This is a genomic window from Oecophyllibacter saccharovorans (assembly GCF_006542375.1).
GTDB lineage: Bacteria > Pseudomonadota > Alphaproteobacteria > Acetobacterales > Acetobacteraceae > Oecophyllibacter > Oecophyllibacter saccharovorans.
The window spans coordinates 1828661-1849715 of the sequence record NZ_CP038143.1 but is presented as its reverse complement, the minus strand read 5'-3'; the positions used below and the strand labels follow the sequence as shown (position 1 = coordinate 1849715).

General features: G+C 60.1%; 21 protein-coding genes. 7 read left to right on the top strand and 14 right to left on the bottom strand.

The window, feature by feature from the left end; all coding sequences use genetic code 11:
- Positions 1-54 precede the first annotated feature (54 nt).
- The 5 genes from E3E11_RS08000 to E3E11_RS07980 all read left to right on the top strand — a co-directional run bounded on the left by E3E11_RS08000 (position 55) and on the right by E3E11_RS07980 (position 6108).
- The gene (locus tag E3E11_RS08000) at positions 55-1512 is read left to right on the top strand and encodes an APC family permease (RefSeq protein ID WP_141451925.1); all 1458 of its coding nucleotides are present in this window, start codon (positions 55-57) and stop codon (positions 1510-1512) included.
- 54 nt (positions 1513-1566) lie between these two features.
- Positions 1567-3045, top strand: a complete 1479-nt coding sequence (locus E3E11_RS07995) for an APC family permease (protein ID WP_141451924.1) — start codon at positions 1567-1569, stop codon at positions 3043-3045.
- An 82-nt stretch (positions 3046-3127) separates the two neighbouring features.
- Complete coding sequence (locus tag E3E11_RS07990; protein WP_141451923.1) at positions 3128-4591, top strand: APC family permease; 1464 nt, start codon at positions 3128-3130, stop codon at positions 4589-4591.
- A 117-nt stretch (positions 4592-4708) separates the two neighbouring features.
- Entirely contained in the window at positions 4709-5707 is a 999-nt protein-coding gene (gene hemB / locus E3E11_RS07985; RefSeq protein ID WP_231118906.1) for a porphobilinogen synthase, read from the top strand.
- A gap of 74 nt (positions 5708-5781) precedes the next feature.
- Positions 5782-6108, top strand: coding sequence for a YraN family protein (locus E3E11_RS07980; RefSeq protein ID WP_277751716.1), 327 nt, complete (start codon positions 5782-5784; stop codon positions 6106-6108).
- A 102-nt stretch (positions 6109-6210) separates the two neighbouring features.
- Here the strand turns inward: E3E11_RS07980 and E3E11_RS07975 are convergent, their stop codons facing one another.
- The 9 genes from E3E11_RS07975 to purB all read right to left on the bottom strand — a co-directional run bounded on the left by E3E11_RS07975 (position 6211) and on the right by purB (position 13419).
- Entirely contained in the window at positions 6211-6531 is a 321-nt protein-coding gene (locus E3E11_RS07975; RefSeq protein WP_141451920.1) for a hypothetical protein, read from the bottom strand.
- A gap of 180 nt (positions 6532-6711) precedes the next feature.
- Positions 6712-7044: a Grx4 family monothiol glutaredoxin gene (gene grxD, locus E3E11_RS07970; RefSeq protein WP_141451919.1), complete on the bottom strand. Its 333-nt coding sequence runs from the start codon at positions 7042-7044 to the stop codon at positions 6712-6714.
- Between the two features lie 191 nt (positions 7045-7235).
- Complete coding sequence (locus E3E11_RS07965; protein ID WP_141451918.1) at positions 7236-7466, bottom strand: BolA family protein; 231 nt, start codon at positions 7464-7466, stop codon at positions 7236-7238.
- A 1-nt stretch (position 7467) separates the two neighbouring features.
- Positions 7468-9684 carry a phosphoribosylformylglycinamidine synthase subunit PurL gene (gene purL, locus E3E11_RS07960; protein ID WP_141451917.1) on the bottom strand — a complete coding sequence of 739 codons (2217 nt, stop codon included), beginning with the start codon at positions 9682-9684 and terminating at the stop codon, positions 7468-7470.
- Complete coding sequence (purQ, locus tag E3E11_RS07955) at positions 9681-10382, bottom strand: phosphoribosylformylglycinamidine synthase subunit PurQ (RefSeq protein ID WP_141451916.1); 702 nt, start codon at positions 10380-10382, stop codon at positions 9681-9683. Before purQ ends, purL begins: the two co-directional genes overlap by 4 nt.
- Positions 10379-10882 carry a Rap1a/Tai family immunity protein gene (locus E3E11_RS08600; protein WP_231118905.1) on the bottom strand — a complete coding sequence of 168 codons (504 nt, stop codon included), beginning with the start codon at positions 10880-10882 and terminating at the stop codon, positions 10379-10381. The genes purQ and E3E11_RS08600 overlap by 4 nt, the downstream gene beginning before the upstream one ends.
- Entirely contained in the window at positions 10879-11121 is a 243-nt protein-coding gene (gene purS, locus E3E11_RS07945; protein WP_141451915.1) for a phosphoribosylformylglycinamidine synthase subunit PurS, read from the bottom strand. The genes E3E11_RS08600 and purS overlap by 4 nt, the downstream gene beginning before the upstream one ends.
- Positions 11118-11882 carry a phosphoribosylaminoimidazolesuccinocarboxamide synthase gene (gene purC, locus E3E11_RS07940; RefSeq protein ID WP_141451914.1) on the bottom strand — a complete coding sequence of 255 codons (765 nt, stop codon included), beginning with the start codon at positions 11880-11882 and terminating at the stop codon, positions 11118-11120. The genes purS and purC overlap by 4 nt, the downstream gene beginning before the upstream one ends.
- A 202-nt stretch (positions 11883-12084) precedes the next feature.
- Entirely contained in the window at positions 12085-13419 is a 1335-nt protein-coding gene (purB, locus tag E3E11_RS07935; protein WP_141451913.1) for an adenylosuccinate lyase, read from the bottom strand.
- Positions 13420-13669: 250 nt separating this feature from the next.
- Between purB and E3E11_RS07930 the strand changes: the two genes are divergently transcribed.
- A complete protein-coding gene (locus E3E11_RS07930; protein ID WP_141451912.1) occupies positions 13670-14275 on the top strand; it encodes a YjbE family putative metal transport protein in 606 nt (201 codons plus the stop codon).
- On the top strand, positions 14262-16214 hold the full coding sequence (locus E3E11_RS07925; protein ID WP_141451911.1) for a lytic transglycosylase domain-containing protein: 1953 nt from the start codon (positions 14262-14264) through the stop codon (positions 16212-16214). The genes E3E11_RS07930 and E3E11_RS07925 overlap by 14 nt, the downstream gene beginning before the upstream one ends.
- A 206-nt stretch (positions 16215-16420) precedes the next feature.
- Here the strand turns inward: E3E11_RS07925 and E3E11_RS07920 are convergent, their stop codons facing one another.
- The 5 genes from E3E11_RS07920 to E3E11_RS07900 all read right to left on the bottom strand — a co-directional run bounded on the left by E3E11_RS07920 (position 16421) and on the right by E3E11_RS07900 (position 21052).
- Positions 16421-16765, bottom strand: coding sequence for a hypothetical protein (locus E3E11_RS07920; protein ID WP_141451910.1), 345 nt, complete (start codon positions 16763-16765; stop codon positions 16421-16423).
- A gap of 176 nt (positions 16766-16941) precedes the next feature.
- On the bottom strand, positions 16942-17391 hold the full coding sequence (locus E3E11_RS07915; protein WP_141451909.1) for a type II toxin-antitoxin system RatA family toxin: 450 nt from the start codon (positions 17389-17391) through the stop codon (positions 16942-16944).
- The gene (lipA, locus tag E3E11_RS07910) at positions 17391-18368 is read right to left on the bottom strand and encodes a lipoyl synthase (protein ID WP_141451908.1); all 978 of its coding nucleotides are present in this window, start codon (positions 18366-18368) and stop codon (positions 17391-17393) included. Before lipA ends, E3E11_RS07915 begins: the two co-directional genes overlap by 1 nt.
- Positions 18369-18373: 5 nt before the next feature.
- The gene (gene lpdA, locus E3E11_RS07905) at positions 18374-19780 is read right to left on the bottom strand and encodes a dihydrolipoyl dehydrogenase (protein WP_141451907.1); all 1407 of its coding nucleotides are present in this window, start codon (positions 19778-19780) and stop codon (positions 18374-18376) included.
- A gap of 3 nt (positions 19781-19783) precedes the next feature.
- Entirely contained in the window at positions 19784-21052 is a 1269-nt protein-coding gene (locus E3E11_RS07900; protein ID WP_141451906.1) for a pyruvate dehydrogenase complex dihydrolipoamide acetyltransferase, read from the bottom strand.
- Between the last annotated feature and the right edge of the window lie 3 nt (positions 21053-21055).

Sequence of the window (21055 nt, the reverse complement as noted above, 5' to 3'; positions counted from 1 at the left end):
CCGGCAGGCCAGAACTGTTTCCCCGCTCCAGATGCGCATGATGATGAGACTTCCATGACCGTTTCCTTCTGGCGAACCAAACCTCTCGACGGCGGAACAGGCAGACAGAGCGGGCTCAGGAAAGTTTTCGGCGCCTGGCATCTCATTGCGCTCGGTGTGGGCGTGACCATCGGCGCAGGGCTCTTTTCCCTCACGGGCGTTGCGGCCGGTCAGCATGCAGGACCGGCGGTTATCCTCTCCTTTCTTATTTCAGCCCTTGCCTGCGGGTTCGCCGGGCTGTGCTATGCCGAGCTGGCCGGCATGATCTCCAGTGGAGGCTCTGCCTATTCCTATGCCTATGCTTCTCTGGGCGAGATCATCGCCTGGTTCATCGGCTGGGATCTCATTTTGGAATACACTGTCGGGGCAGCGGTCATCGCGTCGAGCTGGTCGGGCTATCTGGTCTCCCTGCTGCGCAGCTGGGGGATTGTCATCGACCCCAGGCTTACCGCTCCCACCTTCACACCGGTCACAATGCCTGATGGCGCTGTCTGTCCGGCCTGGTTCAATGCGCCGACAGTCTTCATCATCGCCGCCATCACGTTGCTCCTGATGCGCGGCACCACGCAGTCAAGCCGCGTCAACGGCATCGTGGTGGTGATCAAGCTGCTGGTCATTGCGGCAGTCATCATTGTCTGCCTACCCTTCATCCAGCCCGGAAATTTCCATCCCTTCATTCCTCCCAATACAGGCCAGTTCGGGGAGTTCGGTTTCAGCGGCGTCATGCGTGCGGCCGGTATGGCTTTCTTTGCCTATCTGGGCTTTGACATCATCTCCACCACCACCCAGGATACCCGCAATCCCCAGCGCAATATCCCGATCGGCATTCTGGGCAGCCTGCTGATCTGCGCGATCATCTATGCTGTCTTCTCTTTCGTGCTGGTCGGCGTGGTCAATTATCATGCCATGGCAACCGACCCCAACCCGGTCGCCACAGCCATGGACGCCATTCACCGGCCCTGGATGGGCATGGTCATCAAGCTCGGCATCACCGTGGGGTATCTGTCAGTCATCTACGGCCAGCTTTTCGCCCAGAGCCGCATTACCATGGCCATGGCGCATGACGGCCTGCTCCCGCCCCTTTTCGGCAGGCTCAGCCCCCGCACCCTGACCCCTGGCGCTTCCCACCTCATCACCGCTCTCGTCGCCTCGGTACTGGCAGCCTGTTTCCCCATTGCCGAGCTGGGCAACATGACCTCCATCGGCACGCTGCTGGCTTTCATCATCGTCTGTGCCGGCGTGTTGGCGCTGCGGTGGAAACAGCCCCATGCCCGGCGAACTTTCCGCATTCCGGGTGGCATGTTCGCCATTCCGGTACTGGGAGTGGCCAGCTGCCTGATCGTCATGCTGTCTCTCGATGGGGTGACCTGGTTGCGCCTCGCCCTCTGGCTGCTTCTGGGCGGGCTGGTGTATCTCACCTATGGTTTCCGCCACAGTGAGCTCGCCCGTCTCTCTTCAGAACCCCCTGGCTGATGAGCTGGCGCCTTCTCCTTTTCTCCGACTGTCTTTCTTTCCAAGGTTTCCGGCATGCTTCACTCGCTCTGGCGCACAAAACCCATCACCAGTGAAACCGAAGAAGATGAGAGCTCCGGCCTGAAACGAGTTTTTGGCCCCTGGCAGCTGATTGCACTGGGCGTGGGCGTGACCATCGGGGCCGGACTCTTTTCCCTTACCGGAATTGCAGCCGGCCAGTATGCGGGACCGGCCGTCACCCTTTCCTTTCTCATCGCAGCACTCGCCTGCTCTTTTGCCGGGCTGTGCTATGCCGAACTGGCCGGCATGATACCTGCCTCAGGTTCCGCTTATTCCTACGCCTATGCCTCAATGGGCGAGTTCGCCGCCTGGACCATCGGCTGGGACCTCATTCTGGAATTCACCGTCAATGCTTCAGCCGTCGCTTCGAGCTGGGCCGGTTATCTGAATTCCCTGCTGAACGGGTGGGGATTGAGCATAGATCCGCGCTTGCTTTCTTCGCCTTTGTTACTGGTGCGCACAGCGGACGGGCACATGGTCCATGGCTGGCTCAATGCGCCCAGTGTCTTTATCGTTTTTGCCGTCATGTTCATGCTCATGAGCGGCACCAGCGGTTCCAGCAAGGTCAATACCCTGATTGTCCTGCTGAAGCTCGCCATTATCATAGGTGTGATCGCGTTGTGCGTACCGGTGCTCAAAGCCAGCAACTACCACCCTTTCATTCCCGCAAACACAGGCAGGTTCGGGCAGTTCGGGGCCAGCGGTCTCCTGCGGGCAGCCGCTCTGATCTTCTTTTCCTATATCGGCTTCGAGATCGTCTCCACCGTTGCCAAGGACACGCGTGACCCGCAGAAGAACATTCCGATCGGCATCCTGGGCACCCTGTTCGTCTGTGCGGTCATCTATGCCGTTTTCTCCTTCATCCTGGTCGGGGTGGTCAATTACCGGGCCCTGGCCAACGACCCCAACCCGGTCGCCACAGCCATGGACGCCATTCACATGCCCTGGATGGCCCAGGTGATGAAACTCGGCATCACAATAGGCTATATCGCCGGTATCTACGGCCTGATGCTGGGTCAGAGCCGGGTAGCCATGGCCATGTCGGAGGATGGGCTGCTTCCCGCCATTTTTGCGAAGGTCAATCCCCGCACCCAGACCCCGAACTTCTCCTATTTCGTCACAGCCTCCCTGACTGCGGTGCTGACAGCCTTTCTGCCGCTCGAAATGCTGGGCAACATGACGTCTATCGGCACGCTCCTGGCTTTCATCATCGTCTGCATCGGGGTTATGGCGCTGCGTCTCAAGGCCCCTGAGCTGCCCCGGCGTTTCTGGGTCCCGGGCGGCACGTTTCTGGTGCCCTGCCTGGGGATCCTCAGCTGCGGCATCGTGATGTTTTCAATGGACGGGCGTACCTGGCTGCAGCTGGTCCTGTGGCTTCTTGTGGGCGTAATCGTCTATTTCGCCTATGCCCGCCCTCACAGCCACCTCCACCTCGCCAGCCTGGCTGAAGAGACTGCCCGCAAGCTGAAGTAAGAGGGCTGCGAGGCTTGAGAGCCCGGGTGATAACGCCTCCGCCCCCTCTGAACCCGGCCCCATTCCAACGGAGTTCCATGACATGCCGCGACGCTTATGGCGCACAAAACCCCATTCCAGCTCTGCTTCTGTCCGGTCCGGGCTTAAAAGGGTTTTCGGTCCTTGGCAGCTGATCGCGCTTGGGGTGGGTGTCACAGTCGGAGCAGGGCTTTTTTCAATCACCGGTGTGGCAGCAGGTCAGTATGCCGGGCCAGCTGTCACCCTGTCCTTTCTGCTGGCAGCCATAGCCTGCTCATTTGCGGGATTGTGCTACGCCGAGCTTGCCGGTCTGCTGCCTGTCGCAGGTTCCGCTTATTCCTACGCCTATGCATCAATGGGCGAGTTCGTGGCCTGGGTGATCGGCTGGGACCTCATGCTGGAATACACGGTGGCAGCGGCCACGGTCGCCTCAAGCTGGTCGGGCTATCTCAACTCCCTGCTGAAAAGCTGGGGGCTATGGATTGATCCACGCTTCATGGCCCCAAGCCTTGCTCCGGTCCGGATGCCTGACGGCACGATGGCGCGCGCCTGGTTCAATGCCCCTAGTGTCTTCATCATCTTTATTGTCACCTTGCTGATGCTGAAGGGCACCAGGGAATCCAGCCGGCTCAATGCGGTCATCGTCACGATCAAGATGCTGGTTGTCGCAGGAGTCATCGCAGCCTGCCTACCCTTTATCCACAGTGCGAATTACCATCCGTTTCTGCCGCCCAATACCGGGGAATACGGACATTTCGGCTTCAGCGGGATCCTGCGGGCTGCGGGCATGATCTTCTTTGCCTATGTCGGCTTCGATATCGTCTCCACCACCGCTCTTGATACCCATGACCCGCAGAAAAACCTACCCCGCAGCATCCTCACCAGCCTGCTCATCTGTGCGATCATCTATGCCGTCTTCTCTTTTGTGCTGGTGGGGGTGGTGGATTATCATGCGCTGGCCAATGACCCCAACCCGGTCGCCACTGCCATCGACAAGATTCATCTCCCCTGGCTTGGAGCGCTGATCAAGATCGGTATCACGCTGGGTTACGTGTCCGTCATTTACGGCATGCTGCTCGGCCAGAGCCGCGTGGCACTCGCCATGGGGCAGGATGGCCTCATTCCTCCCCAGTTCAGCCGGCTGCACCCACGCACGCAGACCCCGGTCTTTTCCCACCTTCTGAGCGGCAGTGTCGCCGCCCTGCTGGCTGCGTGCCTGCCGATCAGCCTGCTGGGCAAGCTCACTTCCATCGGTACGCTGTTGGCCTTTGTGATCGTCTGCGCCGGCGTGATCGCTCTGCGGTTGCGCGCGCCGCACCTACCACGCCGCTTCAGGGTTCCCGGGGGGACTTTCCTCATTCCGGTTTTGGGCATCCTGTGCTGCGGCACTGTGATGGTCTGTATGGACCGGCTGACCTGGCTGCGGCTTTTCTGCTGGTTTCTCATCGGCGCTGTCGTTTACTTCACTTACAGCCTCCGCCACAGCAAGCTGGCCCGAAAGCCCCCCAGCCCGCCCGAAAGCCGCTGAAGCCTGTGCTTCCACGCCCCTGAGCCGGAAAGGGATAACGTTCCATTTTCCGGCAGGCGGTAATTCCTCTGCTCAGGCCACTGGTCATCTGCAAAGGCAGGCGTCATGATAAGCGCCATGACACATGCACATTTTCCCCATGCGCGCCTGCGCCGTAACCGCCATGATGCTTTCACCCGGCGATTGGTGGCTGAAAACACCCTGCAGGTTGATGACCTCATCTGGCCCGTTTTCGTCTGTGAAGGACAGGGCCAGCAGCAGCCGGTGCAGGCCATGCCCGGCGTGAGCCGCGTCAGTCTGGACCGGCTTGCAGCCCATGTGGCGCCGGCAGTCAACCTCGGCATTCCAGCTATTGCCCTCTTTCCGGTCACCCCGCTGAAGATCCGGGACGAAGCCGGCACTGAAGCGGTCAACCCGGACAACCTGATGTGCAGGAGCGCGCGGCTGCTGAAAAAGGAGTTTCCGCAGCTGGGCCTGGTGGGAGACGTGGCGCTCGACCCCTATACCTCACACGGTCATGACGGTCTGGTTGAAGATGGTTATGTGCTCAACGACGAATCCATACCGTTGCTGCAGAAGCAGGCTCTGCATGAAGCGCAGGCCGGCATTGATATCATCGCCCCTTCCGACATGATGGACGGGCGGATACGGGCCATCCGTGAAACCCTGGACAGCCATGGCCATACCACCACACGCATCATGGCCTATGCTGCCAAATATGCTTCAGCCTTCTATGGCCCCTTCCGCGATGCGCTGGGATCAGGGAACCTGCTGAAGGGGGATAAGAAAACCTACCAGATGGACCCGGCCAATTCAGATGAAGCCCTGCGGGAAGTGGCCTGTGACTTAGCGGAAGGGGCTGACATGGTCATGGTCAAGCCCGGCATGCCCTATCTGGACATCATCCGGCGCGTCCGGGAGAAATTCGCCGTTCCGACCTTTGCGTACCAGGTGTCAGGTGAATACGCCATGCTGATGGGCGCCATCGAAAACGGCTGGCTTGACCGTGATCAGACCATTCTGGAAAGCCTTCTGGCCTTCAAGCGCGCCGGCTGCAACGGAGTACTGACCTATTTCGCTCCTGAGGCCGCACGGTTGATCAGAGAACGCAGCTGATCGGCGACAGGCCTTCAGCAGGCCACCCTTCACCCGTTCGGCGCCGACGCGGGCAAAAGGCCTATGAGAGCGGGCTGCAAGCCGAGCAGCAGGCGCTGGCTCTTCTGCAGACCGCTGGATACCATCTGCTTGGACAGCGCCTGCGGACACCCTTCGGAGAAGTGGATCTACTGGTTGAAAATCAGCATTGGCTCGTGGGTGTGGAAGTCAAACGCCGCCGCTTTCTCAGCGACAGCACGACCGCCTTGCACCCCCGCCAGGCCAGCCGTCTGCTCAAGACGCTGGACTATCTGCTTCAGACCCGTCCAGATTGGGGACGCGAAAACACCAGGTTTGATCTGATCGCCTTTGACCACCAGGGCCAGCACTGTCACCTGCAGGACATTCTGCGCCAATACTGACAGCCCTGGGGAGCGTGAGGAGGTCGGCAAGCTTGAATGCAGAAAGGGCCCACGTTTCGAAAAACGCGGGCCCTTTCCAAGATGTCAGAACTGTTTTTTTGTTCAGCCGCGGTGCTTGTGGCTCTTACGGGCATGGGGAGCAATCACCCGGCCCCGGAAAGCCACATTGCGCACCAGGGAAGGCGCTGTGTGGCGCCGGGCCAGCTGCACGGGCGCGGCATAGGAGCGGTGATGGGCCATGGCAACGAAATGACGGGCAACAGAATGATGGTGATACGCTGAAGGAGGAGCAATAAGAGCGCTGAAGGTCAGCTTGCTGGCTTCATAATCAGAGATAACCCGATCCGCCCAGGCAGCCTTGGCAACAATTGCAGCCAACCCGGCCACCCCAAGCACTGCTGCCGCTTTCCAGAAACGCCCCATTCTTCACCCACTCCACTCTTCTCTGTTCCCGCTCTGTCTGAGCCGGCTTATCAAACCAGCTTTCCCACTGGCAGGCTAGTGGGTCGGGGAAAGAAAAATGTCCTGGACCGGAAAATATCTTTTAACGGCAGGCAGGTTCTTGGGGCCTTCCTCTTCCACCTCACACTTTTTCCCGAAATTTCAGGCCTTCTTGGTGATTCCCTTCTCTGCCAGCAACGCTTCAAGCTCGCCGTTCTGGTACATGTCGGTCACAATGTCACATCCACCGATGAACTCCCCCTTGACATATAGCTGGGGAATCGTCGGCCACTGGGAGAAATCCTTGATGCCCTGGCGCAGTTCCGGGTTGCTCAGGACATTACAGGTGTCGAACGGAACGTCGAGATGGGTGAGAATCTGGACGACCCGGGCGGAAAAACCGCATTGCGGAGCGTTTTTCTCCCCCTTCATGAACAGCATGACAGGATGGGCGTCGATCATGCCCTGAATGGTCTTGAAGATGTCTTCACTCATAAGATTTCCTTACTGATCAAGGCTGAAAGCGGCAGGTGTGCTGTGGCCTGGCAGCTTTTCCACGACTCGCGCGCGACAGGCACAAAGTCTTTTCCATAAAAAGGAACTTGCTTGTCCGAATTCAACCCCTCCTGTGGGATTGGCTGAAGAGGGAAGCCTGCATACTCCCCCAACTTTCCGGAAAGCGCCGTTCAAGGCGTGCGGGTCTGGACAGACAACGCATGCAGTTCCGTGCCCATACGCCCGCCGAAAGCGTCATAGACCATCTTGTGCTGCCGGACGCGGGGCAGCCCACGGAACTGTTCACTGACCACTTCGCAGGCATAATGGTCCCCGTCACCGGCCAGATCGGTCACGGTGATCTGGGCATCGGGAATGGCAGAACGGATCGTGCGTTCAATTTCCTGTGCCGACATGGCCATCTCAGTCTTCTCCCATAAAACGTTTAAAGAAAGCCCCGTTGATTTCCTGCAACCCCGCCACTGTCAGCGCGGCCCCCGAGGGAAGAGACAGGTGCTCACCCCCCGCCTCTCCCAGCGTGCGCACGGGAATGCCTGCGGCCTCAGCGGCTGCAAAGATTTCTTCTCCGTCAGGCGCTACCACCACATAACGCCCCTGATCTTCGCCGAACCAGAATCCCTGTTCGGGCAGGCCATGTGGGGCTGCACGCAGCGAAGCGCCGTTCTGGCCGGCCATGCACATCTCGGCTACCGCAACCAGCAATCCGCCGTCAGAAACATCATGACAGGAAGTGATTTTCCCGGCCTGTATCAATCCACGCACGAAATCCCCGTTGCGCCGCTCAGCGTGCAGGTCCACACGGGGTGGTGCGCCTTCCTCACGACCGCAAACCTCTCGCAGCCACAGGGACTGACCCAGCTCCCCGCGCGTCTCCCCGATCAGCAGGATAGTGCCTTCAGCCGGCATCTGCATGCCTGTCACATGCGCCAGGTCGTCAATCACCCCGACTGCCCCGATGGCAGGGGTGGGCAGAATGGCGGTCGCCTGGCCATTTTCATCGCGTGTTTCGTTGTAAAGCGACACATTGCCGCTCACGACCGGGAAATCCAGTGCCCGGCAGGCATCGCCCATGCCTCGGATCGCTTCGACGAACTGACCCATGATCTGCGGATTTTCGGGACTGCCGAAATTCAGATTATCCGTCACCGCCAGCGGGCGGGCTCCTGTGGCCGTCAGATTGCGCCAGGCTTCGGCAACCGCCTGCGCGCCGCCAACCCAGGCATCGGCCTGGCCGTAGCGCGGCGTGCAGTCAGTCGTCATGGCAAGCCCGCGCTTGGTGCCTTCCACGCGGATGACAGCGGCATCGGCCCCGCCCGGGCGCCGAACCGTCTGGCCGCCGACCGTGCTGTCATATTGGTTCCAGATCCAGGCACGCGAAGCCAGATCAGGAGATTCAAGCAGCGTCAGAAGGGCTTTTTCAATACCGACCGGATCGGCTGGCGCCAGCACAGGCGCAGGCGGCGGGGTCAGCTGGACCGGGCGGTCATAAACCGGGGCTTCATCAGCCAGGGGTTCCAGGGGGATATCCGCTTCAGTCTGCCCGCGGTGACGGATAACGATATGGCCACTTTCCGTCAGATGACCGATGACCGCAAAATCAAGATCCCACTTTTCAAAGATGCGCCGAGCTTCCTCCGTGCGCTCGGGGCGCAGGACCATCAGCATCCGTTCCTGGCTTTCAGAGAGCATCATCTCATAAGCGGTCATGCCGGCTTCACGCTGTGGCACGGCGTCGAGATCAAGCTCGATGCCCATCCCGCCCTTGCTGGCCATTTCCACGGCTGAAGAGGTCAGGCCCGCAGCCCCCATATCCTGAATGGCAACGACGGCATCGGTCGCCATCAGCTCCAGGCAGGCCTCGATCAGCAGCTTCTCGGTAAAGGGATCCCCGACCTGCACAGTAGGTCGTTTGGAAGCCGATTCCTCATCGAACTCCGCTGAGGACATCGTGGCCCCGTGAATGCCGTCACGCCCCGTTCTGGCGCCCACATACACGACCGGATTGCCCACCCCCGCTGCTGCGGAAAGAAAGATCCGGTCCTGGGCAGCAATTCCCACGGTCATGGCGTTGACCAGGGGATTGCCGTTATAGGAGGGGTGAAAATTCACTTCCCCGCCCACAGTGGGCACCCCAACGCAGTTTCCATAACCGCCGATGCCCCGCACCACGCCGTCAACCACGCGTTTCGTATCGGGCGCGTTCGGATCGCCGAAACGCAGGGCGTTCAGATTGGCGACAGGCCGCGCACCCATCGTGAACACGTCACGCAGGATGCCTCCGACCCCTGTGGCTGCCCCCTGGTAAGGTTCGATGAAGGAGGGGTGATTGTGACTTTCCATCTTGAAAATGGCCGCTAGCCCATCGCCGATATCCACCACCCCCGCATTCTCGCCCGGCCCGTGAATGACCCAGGGGGCTTTCGTGGGCAGCGTGCGCAGATGGCGGCGTGATGACTTATAGGAGCAGTGCTCCGACCACATGACCGAAAAGATCCCAAGCTCCGTCAGGCTCGGGGTACGGCCCATGATCTTGAGAACCTTGGCATATTCCTCATCGGTCAGGCCGAATGACCGTGCCAGCTCCAGATCGACCACAGGGGCTGAAACTGCAGTATTCATGCGATGAACGTCTCCACGAGACTTCTGAACAGGGGTTGGCCGTCTGTGGGGCCCAGGGCGGGATCGGTCAGGTTTTCCGGATGAGGCATCAGCCCGCACACGCGGCGGTTCTCGCTGAGCACGCCTGCAATCGCCCGGGCGCTGCCATTGGGATTGAAAGCGCGGTTCTCTGCCTCCACCTCACCTGTCGGCCCGCAGTAACGGAAAGCGATCCGCCCTTCCCCTTCAAGACGGTCCAGAACCTCGGGCGCGGCTGTGTAATTGCCGTCCCCATGGGCCATCGGAGCCCGGAAGACGTCGCCTTTCTGCCATCCCCGCGTAAAGGCGCTGTCAGAGGCTTCAACCTTCAGTAAACAGTCCTGCGACAGAAAGCGCATTCCCGCATTGCGCAGCAGGGCCCCTGGAAGCAATCGGGCTTCAGTGAGGATCTGAAAACCATTGCACACGCCCAGCACGTAACCGCCCCGTTCAGCAAAACGGCGCACGGCTTTCATGATGGGCGAATGAGCCGCCATGGCGCCGCTGCGCAGGTAATCCCCGTAGCTGAAGCCGCCTGGCAGCACGACCAGGTCGAGGCCGGTCAGAGCCTCTTCCTGGTGCCACAGGATACGCGGCGTGTTTCCTGAAATTCCGGTCAGAGCCTGGATCATGTCGCGCTCCCGGTTGGTGCCGGGAAAAACGACGATTCCAGCCTTCATTTACCGTGCTCCATCACATTTTTTTCCGGCTCCGGCTGAGCGGGGGCTGGCGTGAGCGCACCGGCCGGCTGAGCAACAGGGCGGCTCGGACAGGGATACATGTCATGGAGAGCCAGATAAACGTCTTTCCCGGCAGGCTCCCCAAGGGTGGTCGGGTGTGCGCCGAGCCAGGCCACCACGACATTGCGCACCTGAGCTGCCGTCTGCTTGGGCGGCACGCAGAAGGCAACCGGCGCGCGCGGGTCATGGCGGAAGACGGCATAGTCCCGGGCCCATACCTCACTGTCCATGACGCCTGAAAGATAGGCATCACAGAGCCCCACGCTCTTGGCCTGGCTGCACATGGCGCCAAGGCCTTTCCCGTTCACCCGGGAAACGCGCTGGGCATGCGCAGTCCCGGTCACGTTCATGCACAGCGCGGCACCCGCTGCCAGCACCAGACCAATTGCTGACCGGGCTGTCCGGTGTTTCGCTCCGACTTTCAGAAATCCACTTTTCATGATGCTGCCTCCACTCTGAAATCTTCAATCACCTCATTGGCCAGCAGGGCGCGGGCCATGGCTTCACCTTTTTCAACCGCTTCCTGGGCGGTGGCAGCCGGGACGTCGAGATCGACGACGCGGCTGATCCGGACCTCCCCTATATCCCTGAAGCCCAGATTTTCCAGGGCGTGGCCGACGGCCTTTCCCTGGGGATCCAGCACGCCCTCCTTCAGGGAAACGAACACTCGGACCTTCATGCGTGGTTCTCCGTTGCCATGTTCTCTCCATAGCCCGTTTCCGGCAGAATGCCGAGACGGCGGGCCACTTCCTGATACGCTTCCTCGACACGGCCCATATCACGGCGGAAGCGGTCCTTGTCGAGCTTTTCATTCGTCCTGGCATCCCACAGGCGACAGTTGTCGGGAGATATTTCATCTGCCAGAACAATGCGCATCTCGTCATTGTCCCAGAGGCGGCCGAATTCCAGCTTGAAATCGACAAGCGTGATCCCCACACCGGCAAAAAGCCCGCACAGGAAATCATTCACTCTTACGGCATAGCCGCAGATATCATCCAGATCATGCGCGCAGGCCCAGTTGAAGGCGGTGATGTGCTCTTCCGAAACCATCGGGTCGTTCAGCGCATCATTCTTGTAATAGAACTCAACCAGGGGGCGCGGCAGACGCGTGCCTTCCTCGATGCCGAAGCGTTTGGAGAGTGAGCCGGCAGCCACGTTGCGGACCACCACTTCCAGCGGAATGATCTCCACTGCCCGGACCAGCTGCTCACGCATGTTGAGGCGTTTGATGAAATGGGTCGGGATTCCGATATCCCTGAGTTTGAGCATCAGGAACTCGCTGATCCTGTTGTTCAGCACCCCTTTGCCGGTGATGACCCCGCTCTTGGCCCCGTTGCCGGCCGTGGCATCGTCCTTGAAATACTGGACGATAGTTCCTGGCTCAGGCCCCTCGAACAGAATCTTGGCTTTTCCCTCATAAATCTGACGACGGCGCGCCATGAGCTTCATCCCCATCTATTCATGTGGAAACCCGCTCTCGCAGCCACACGCCGCAAGCGCTGCTCAGAGAAGCGATTTTCCTTGAGCTTTTCCTCTTGTCACGTCCTCTTATCACGATTGCCGCGCTGCAAGCGAGCGGGGCGCTGGCGCTGAGGACATAGAGGGGCTCCGTTTTCTGCCAGAAACTTCAGTTCCAGCTGCTTCAGTCAGTGAACACGCGCGCAAAAACATCGTCCACCGCTTTCAGGTGACGGGCGGGGTCAAGGGCATCATCCAGCACTTCGGCACTGATCTTTTCCACTACTTCCGGCGCAGCCTCGAGATTCTGCCGGAAACTCCGTCCCTCACCAGTGCCCAGTTTCGACCAGGTTTCCATGGCCGCTTTCTGCACGATGCGGTAGGCGTCTTCGCGCGAAATGCCGGCCCGCGCCAGAGCCAGGAGCACCTCACCGGAGTGCACTACCCCGCCCAGGCTATCAACATTGGCCTGCATGCGGTCCGCATAGATGGTCAGCTTGTCGATCATCGTGGCCAGGCGCATCAGGGCGAAATCCAGCGTGATGGTCGCATCCGGGCAGATATTGCGCTCAACGGAGGAATGGCTGATATCGCGCTCGTGCCACAAGGCGACATTCTCGAGAGCAGGCCCCGCGTAGGAACGGATCAGCCGGGCCAGACCCGTCAGGTTCTCTGACAGCACCGGATTGCGCTTGTGGGGCATGGCTGAACTGCCCTTCTGGCCGGCATGGAAGAACTCTTCCGCTTCTCTCACTTCAGAACGCTGCAGGTGGCGCACTTCCACAGCCAGGCGCTCAATCGCGCTTGCCGTCACCGCCAGCGCGCAGAAGAAAGCCGCGTGTCTGTCACGCGGGATAACCTGGGTGGAAACGTCTTCAGGCTTGAGACCGAGCTTCTCAGCCACGTATCTTTCCACTTCAGGGTCGATATGGGCATAGGTCCCCACCGCCCCTGAAATCGCACAGACAGCAATTTCATCGCGTGCGGCCTCAAGCCGGCGGCGGTTGCGCTTGAATTCCGCATAGTGCCCCGCCAGCTTGAGGCCGAAACTGGTCGGCTCGGCATGGATGCCGTGGCTGCGCCCGATCGTGACAGTATGTTTGTGCTCCTGAGCCCGCTTGCGCAAGGCGGCGAGAACCGCATCCATGTCTTCAAGCAGCACGTCACAGGCCTGGGTCAGCTGGACGGCCAGGCAGGTATCAAGCACATCTGACGACGTCATGCCCAGATGCACGAAACGGCTGTCGGGACCGATCTTTTCCGCAAGCCAAGTCAGGAAGGCAATGACGTCATGGCGGGTTTCCGCCTCGATCTCGTCAATGCGGGCCACGTCGGCCTCACTGAACATCGCCATGGCCGCATCCCCCCGCTGGCGGATGGTGCGTGCAGCCTCCTCGGGGATTTCCCCGCGTTCAGCCAGCGCCTCGCAGGCCAGGGCCTCAATCTCGAACCAGATCCGGTAGCGGTTGACGGGCGACCAGATAGCAGTCATCCGGGGACGGGAATAACGGGGGACCATGAAGCAACTCCGGCTGAACGCTCTCTGTAAAGGACGCTGCCGGAACAGACGGCCCTGTTCCGGCAGAAGGTGTTTTAGACAAGATCCCCCCTGTTGCCCAGAGCCCTTCCGGCCCTCAGAAGTTCGGGTAAGTCTTGGAAAGACACTCGTTTTCTGACGTCTTCAGGCGTTTTCTGGTGCCATATGCCGCTTCAGGTTTTAAACTGGATCCGAGCTTCAATCCGTCTCCTCCCGGTAAAAGGGTCCCTGCATGTCAGAGCAGCTTCTTCTCGAGCTAACGCCCGGCGGATTGCTGGCCTTGATTGCCGTTATCCTGATTGACCTGACCCTGGCTGGAGACAACGCTCTGGCGATTGCGCGCGCCGTGCAGAATCTCCCTGTTCGCCAGCAGCACCTGGCCAAATGGTGCGGCCTCCTGTTTGCCACGCTCCTGCGGCTGGCAATGGCCCTCATCATCGGCACGCTGTTCCACCTGCCGGGCCTCAAGCTACTGGGCGGGTTGCTGTTGCTGTGGATGGGCTGGCAGAGCTGGCGCGACCTGCAGCAATCCTCCAACACCAGCCCGGTCCACAGTGCCCCGAAACTGGGGGAGGTCATGCTGCAGATCATCGTGGCCGATCTGGCGATGAGCTTGGACAACGTGCTCGGCGTTGCCGGCGCGGCAGAACACTACCCCATCATACTGGGGATCGGCATGGGGCTTTCCATGGTCCTCACCCTGGGGGCAACGGCCCTTTCAGCCCCCCTGATCCGGCGTTATCGTCTGATCGGCTGGCTTGGAATCATAGCGATCATCGCGGTAGCACTTCGCCTCGTGCTTCAGGGAGGGGGGGAGCTGCTGCATGTTCTGGCGTAACCGGAATCGCTCTCTCTTTGTCAGGCTGATGGGGATCGGGCTTGTGCTCAGCGCTCCTCTGCAACCCGCCTGGGCGGCCCCGATCGAGGGAAACCCCGCGCAGAATATGTCACTCGCCTCCCGCCTGGCGGAATGGCAGGTTCTTACCGGGCCACAGGGCGGCCATTTTCCAGCCGCACGTTATGGGAATTTCCTGCGCGACAAACCGGACTGGCCGCTTCTGCTGCGCATTCAGTGGCGCTTTGAAGAAGCCCTGAAACATGAACAGGACCCAACGGTCCTGCAAGCCTTCTGTCCCGTGGTGCCCCTGAGACAGGTGGATTCCCTGCTGGCCTGCACGGCTTACCTGCCTGATGGGGCTGTGCAGGCCCGCAAACTGTGGCGCTATACGCTTGATGAAGCAACAGCCGCACGCCTGTCAGCACACTATGGCGCCACCCTGACTCCCGAAGACCAGTGGCAGCGTTTTCTATGGCTTGAAAGCCATGGCGCCCTCTCGAATGCCGCCAGACACATCATGGAGCTGGCCCCTGAACAGCAGCCGCTTGCGCGCCTGAGGCTCAGCCTGCGGCAAGGTGGAAATGACGTTGCAGACCTTTATCAGCAACTGTCCCCCCAGCAGCAGAGTGACGAGGCCCTGACCCTTCTGCGCCTGCAAGTGCTGCGCCGCAGCCAGGCTACCGCTGAAGCCCTGCAGCTCTGGGAAGCGAGCGGGCTGCCGGTCCAGACAGAGCTTGAAGATATAACGCGCCGCAAGGCCTGGACCAAGGAACGCAACGCGCTCATGCGGCTGCTCCTGCAACAGGGCGACGCTGGGGCAGCCTTCAAGCTGGCTGGGGATACCACCCTTCCGCCCGCAGAAACAGCCCGTCAGGACAATGGCTTTCTGAGCGCCTATGCAGCCTTGCGCCTCAACCAGCCTGACCGTGCCAAACAGTTCCTCAAGCCCTTGCAAGCGGCCCCTTCCCTTTCAGCCCGTGCCCAAGCGCTGCACTGGCTGGCGCAGGCTGAAGCGGCAGCCGGCAAAAAGGAAAAGGCACAGGATACCTTGCAGGCGGCCAGCCGTTATCCGACGACTTTTTACGGTCAGTTCTCCCATGCCTGCCTGACACACACGCCTTATCTTACCGCTTCCCAACGTGACAGGGATTTTCTGGTAGGGCTGCAGTCAAGACTTGGGGATCTTTCATCGCCTGATCCAGCACCGCTTGCCCGCCAGGACCTGGCTGATGCCGCTGAAATCCTGACTGCTGAAGGAAACAAGGCAGGTGCATCGCTTTTTCTGACGTGGCTGGTGCTGCGCACCGAGACAGCGGGTGAACTCCACCAAGCCGCGCGGGAAGCCGATAAACTCGGCAATGCCAAAGGCGCAATCCTGGCAGGGCGTGCCCTGGCACGCCAGGGCCAGACCCTCTACCCCCTCGCTTATCCGCTGCCTTATGAAGCAGAGCTTTTTGCAGTGCCGGAGAGCCAGCTCCCTCCCGAACTGATTGCAGCTCTGGTCCGCCAGGAAAGCAGCGGAGACCCAAAGGCTGTCAGTCCAGCGCAGGCTTACGGCCTGATGCAGCTGCGCCCGCCCACAGCCCGCCAGGTCTCACGGCTTCACAGGACCGGGCAGGCCAGCACGCCTGTCGCCCTGCAGGACCCCCGGACGAATCTTCTGCTCGGCACGCTTTACCTGCAAGATCTGAGCAGGCGTTTCGAGGACCGTATCCCTTATTTCCTGGCCGCTTATAACGCGGGTCCCGGACGGACACGCCAGTGGCTGGCTGAGGCACCAGGCAGCACTTTTACGGGTGGCCTCTGCCAACCGGAAGAAATGAACCTGCTTGGCTGGATCGAATTGCTTCCTGCAGACGAAACCCGTCATTACATCGAACACATTGAAACCGATTACAGTCTTTACACCCTTAAGAAGGACAGGCTTTCACCCCCTTGAGAACCAGAATTCGGGACAAATATTCCGACAGCGCTCAATAAGTCCGCAATAAAAAACGGCTTCCGAAGAAGCCGTTTTCATACGCCTTGCAGAGGAAAGATGCGCTCTGAGGCCTCATCTCTGCCGCTGGAAAGCGGAGGGGCGAACCCGAAACGCCGAAAACTGAAATTTTGAATTCGGCTTTTCCGGGAACGCCCTTGAAGGCCTTACTGAGCCGGGGGCACGTCAGGCATGGCAGGCGCAACCGGAGCGGCAGGCGCTGCGGGTACTGCAGGCATACCACCCATGGTCTGCGCGCCCATTGCCGGAGCAGCAGGCATGACCGGGGTCTGGGCTTTCTGCAGGGAAGCCGCATTCAGGTCGGCAGTGCCCTGATCCTGGGCCTGAACAGACTGCTGGCCACCAGCACCGGCGCCGCGACGGCCGTGATGCGCATGACCCTTACGGGCATGATGGGTGCCACCATGATGATGAGCAGGTGCAGCAAAAGCGGGAGCAGCCACAGCCATCAGACCGGACATGGCAAAAGCGGAAAGAGACAGTTTTTTCATAACATCCTCCTCAGGCGTTCGCTTCTGTAGCGAACCTCTCAGCACTCTAGAACGATCAGAATGCAAAAACAAATACTTCCCTGCCCCCTTATCCCTCCCCGCTGGCAGGAGATGAGACACAATAGGCAGGTGTATCCTTTTCAACACAAATCAGCCTTTGTCTACCCGTGACTGGCTTAGGACAGGCGGGTGACAGGCGGGCCGTAAATATCACGTGCCCGCGCCATGAAGGCCTTTACCATCAGGCGCACCCCTTCATTGAAGACCATGCCGATGGCGTTGCGCAGCAGCCGCGACCGGAACTCGAAATCCACGTAGAAATCGATTGCGCAGCCTTCCGGCACCGGGTGAAAGGTCCAGATATTTTCAAGGCGCTGGAAAGGGCCGCGGATGCAGCGCACGACAATACGGTGCGGACGGTCCAGCTCCACGCGGCTGGTATAGGCTTCCCGGAAAGGGCCGAACCCCACCACTAGTTCGGCAATGAGCTCATGCTCCGTGCGTGACGTCACCACCGCTTTCAGGCACCAGGGCAGAAACTCCGGATATTTTCCGACATCTGCCACCAGCTCGAAAAGCTGTTCTGCCGTATAGGGAACGATCTTCTGCTCGGCATGGGTCGGCATCAGCGGCTTTTCTCCAGACGGCGCGCGCGTTCGGCCTGCAAAGAGGCGAAATCCCGGTCAGCATGATAGGAAGAACGCGTCAGCGGGGTGGCGCTGACCTGAAGAAAGCCCTTGCCCCGTGCCTGGGCAGCATAATTTCCGAATTCTTCCGGTGTCACGAATTCCCGGACCGGCGCATGTTTGACTGAAGGCTGCAGATACTGACCCAAGGTCAGGAAGTCCACATCGGCAATGCGGAAATCGTCCATCACCTGGCTCACTTCTTCGCGTTCCTCGCCCAATCCCAGCATCAGGCCGGACTTGGTGAAGATGGACGGGTCCAGCTGTTTTACGCGGTCCAGCAGGCGCAGGGACTGATAATAACGCGCTCCCGGCCGGATAGAGGGATAGAGGCGCGGCACGGTTTCGATATTGTGATTGAAAACATCGGGTCGGGCAGCCACCACGATCTCCAGAGCTCCTGCCTTGCGCAGAAAATCAGGGGTCAGCACCTCGACAGTGGTTTCAGGCGCCTGCTGGCGTATCGCCCTGATCACGGCAGCGATATGGGCCGCGCCGCCATCTGGCAGGTCGTCCCGGTCTACCGAGGTGATGACCACATGACGCAGCCCGAGACGGGCCACCGCCTGAGCAACCCGGGCCGGTTCCTGGGGATCAAGGGGCTGAGGCAGGCCGGTCGTGACATTGCAGAAGGCGCAGGCGCGCGTGCAGATCTCTCCCATGATCATCATGGTGGCATGACGCTGGGACCAGCACTCACCGATATTGGGACAGGCGGCTTCTTCACAGACAGTGGACAGCTGATGGTCACGCATCAGCTGCTGCGTTTCCCGGTAAACCGGATGACCGGGGGCGCGTACCCGGATCCAGGCCGGTTTGCGCTGCACGGGATTGTCAGGACGGTGCATCTTTTCAGGATGGCGCACCCGTGCCCCGTTGCGGGGCTGGCGATGATCTACGATGAAATGCTGGGCCATGGCAGTCAGATATGCAGCGCCCCTTCGTGAGCGGCCAGAACGGATTCATGCATCGTTTCTGAAATGGTCGGATGCGGGAAGACCGTCTCAGCCAGCTCGGCTTCCGTCAGCTCACCGGTGCGCGCAATGACGAAGCCCTGGATCATCTCCGTCACTTCCGCACCGATCATGTGCGCCCCGAGAAGCTCGCCGGTTTCAGCATCAAAAATGGTCTTGGTCAGGCCGTCCGGCTCACCCATCGCAACCGCTTTACCATTGGCACGGAAGGGAAAACGCCCGATGCGGAGCTTGCGCCCCTTTTCAGCAGCCTGCGCTTCTGTCAGTCCGACTGAAGCGATCTGGGGCCGGGAGTAAGTGCAGCCAGGGATATTCATCATCTGGAGCGGTTCGGGAGAGCGTCCGCTGATCTTCTCGACGCAGATCACGCCTTCATGACTGGCCTTGTGGGCCAGACAGGGCGGGCCGGCCAGGTCCCCGATCGCATAGATGCCCGCTTCCCCCGTGCGGCAGAATTCATCGGTGACGACAAAGCTGCCTTCCACCTGCACAGCCGTCTTCTCCAGGCCGAGATTCTCTACATTGCCCTGCACCCCGACCGCGCAGATAACCCGGTCCACTGTCAGGTCAATTTTCCCCTTCGGTGTTTCGAGTGTCGTGCTGACTTCATCGTCCTTTTTATGGAGGGACCCCACCTTGGTGGCGGTATGAATTCTCATGCCACGTTTTTCAAAGGCTTTCTGCGCCAGCTGGCTGATCTCGGCATCTTCAGCCACCAGGATACGGTCCGCAACCTCGGCGATCGTCACCTCACTTCCCATATCCCGGTAGAAGGAGGCGAATTCCGTGCCGATTGCTCCCGAGCCGATGACCAGCAGGCGCTTTGGCAGGCTGGCAGGCGTCATGGCTTCCCGCGCGCCCCAGATGAGCTTTCCGTCCTGCTCCAACCCCGGCAGCTGACGGGCACGCGCACCGGTAGCCAGGATGACATGGGGAGCCTGGAGGGTAACGCTTACCTCACCCTCGCGCAGAACCTGCACGTTATGGGCCTCCCCCTTCTTGCCGTCCAGCCGGCCATATCCTTCCACAACGGTGATACCGGCTTTTTTCATCAGGTACCCAACGCCGCGTCCCATCTGCTGAGCAACATGCCTTGACCGGGCCACGACTTTTTCGAGATCGAAAGAGGGATTGGTGGCCGACAGGCCGAATTCATGCAGGTGAAAGAGATTGCTGTAGAGCTCCGCCGCCCTCAGCAGCGCCTTGGTTGGAATGCATCCCCAGTTCAGGCAGACGCCTCCCAGCTGAGCGGTCTCGACCAGGGCGACTTTCATACCGAGCTGGCTGGCCCGCAGGGCGGCCACATAGCCGCCGGGGCCCCCTCCGATCACGATCAGATCGTAAAAATCAGCCATGGGTCAGACCACCAATGAAAAAGGATTCTGGACAATATCACGCAGGACTTTCAGCCATTGCGCTCCGAGCGCGCCATCAATCGCCCGGTGATCAACTGAAAGCGTCACGGTCATGACGGTCGCGATTTCAAGCGCCTCTCCCCGCACAACCGGCCGTTTCTCCCCAGCCCCGATGGCCAGGATGGCGGCCTGGGGCGGATTGATGATGGCTGCGAAGTCACGCACGCCGAACATGCCCATGTTGGAGATGGAGAAGGTCCCGCCCTGAAATTCTTCCGGCTTCAGCTTCCCTGCCCGCGCCCGCCCAACCAGCTCTTTAGCCTCCCGGCTGATATCGCGCAGGGACTTGCGATCGGCATTGCGGATGATAGGCGTGATCAGACCATCCGGAATGGAAACGGCCATGGAGATGTCGACTTCAGGAAACTGCAGCAGCTCCGTTTCGGTGAACTGCACGTTGAGCTGCGGCAGTTTCCTGAGTGCCAGGGCCACGGCCTTGATCATCATGTCATTGACCGAAACCCGCACCCCTTCATCAGCCAGCGCCTCGTTGAGCTGACTCCGCAGGGCCAGAAGAGCGTCAAGCTCGATATCCATCGACACATAGAAATGCGGAACCTGCGTTTTTGATTCCGTCAGCCGTCGCGCTATCACCTTGCGCATCGTACTGTGAGGCGTGCGCTGCACCTCCTGTGCTGCATCTGCTGTAACCGGTGTAACCGGCGCTTCAGCAGGCCGGGCAACGGGCAGAGAAGCTTCGACATCACGCCGCAGGATGCGCCCTTTGGGACCGGTGCCTCTGATCTGCTCTACAGCCACACCGTGTTCTGCAGCCAGTCGGCGCGCAAGCGGGGAAATGAAGAGCCGTTCCCCCTTGGCAGTCTGCCCTTCTCCGTGGCCAAGCTGATTTCCGACAGCTTTTGTGCTGGACGCCGTCTGGGAAAGCTGGGCGTTTTTCTCTTTTTCTGCCTCTTGGAGCGTCTTGATTGGCGCTCCTGACTCCGTAACGGGCTTCTCGGGCACAGTTTCACCAGGTTCCACCATAACAGCAATGGGGGTGTTCACAGCGATATCCGCCGTTCCCTCAGGCACGAATATCCTGCCGAGAATTCCCTCTTCCACCGCTTCCATTTCCATGGTGGCTTTATCGGTTTCGATCTCGGCAATTACATCGCCTGGCGCGACAGTATCGCCTTCCTTTTTCAGCCATCTGGCCAGGGTACCTGTTTTCATGGTCGGCGACAGGGCCGGCATCAATATATCAGTGGCCATAAT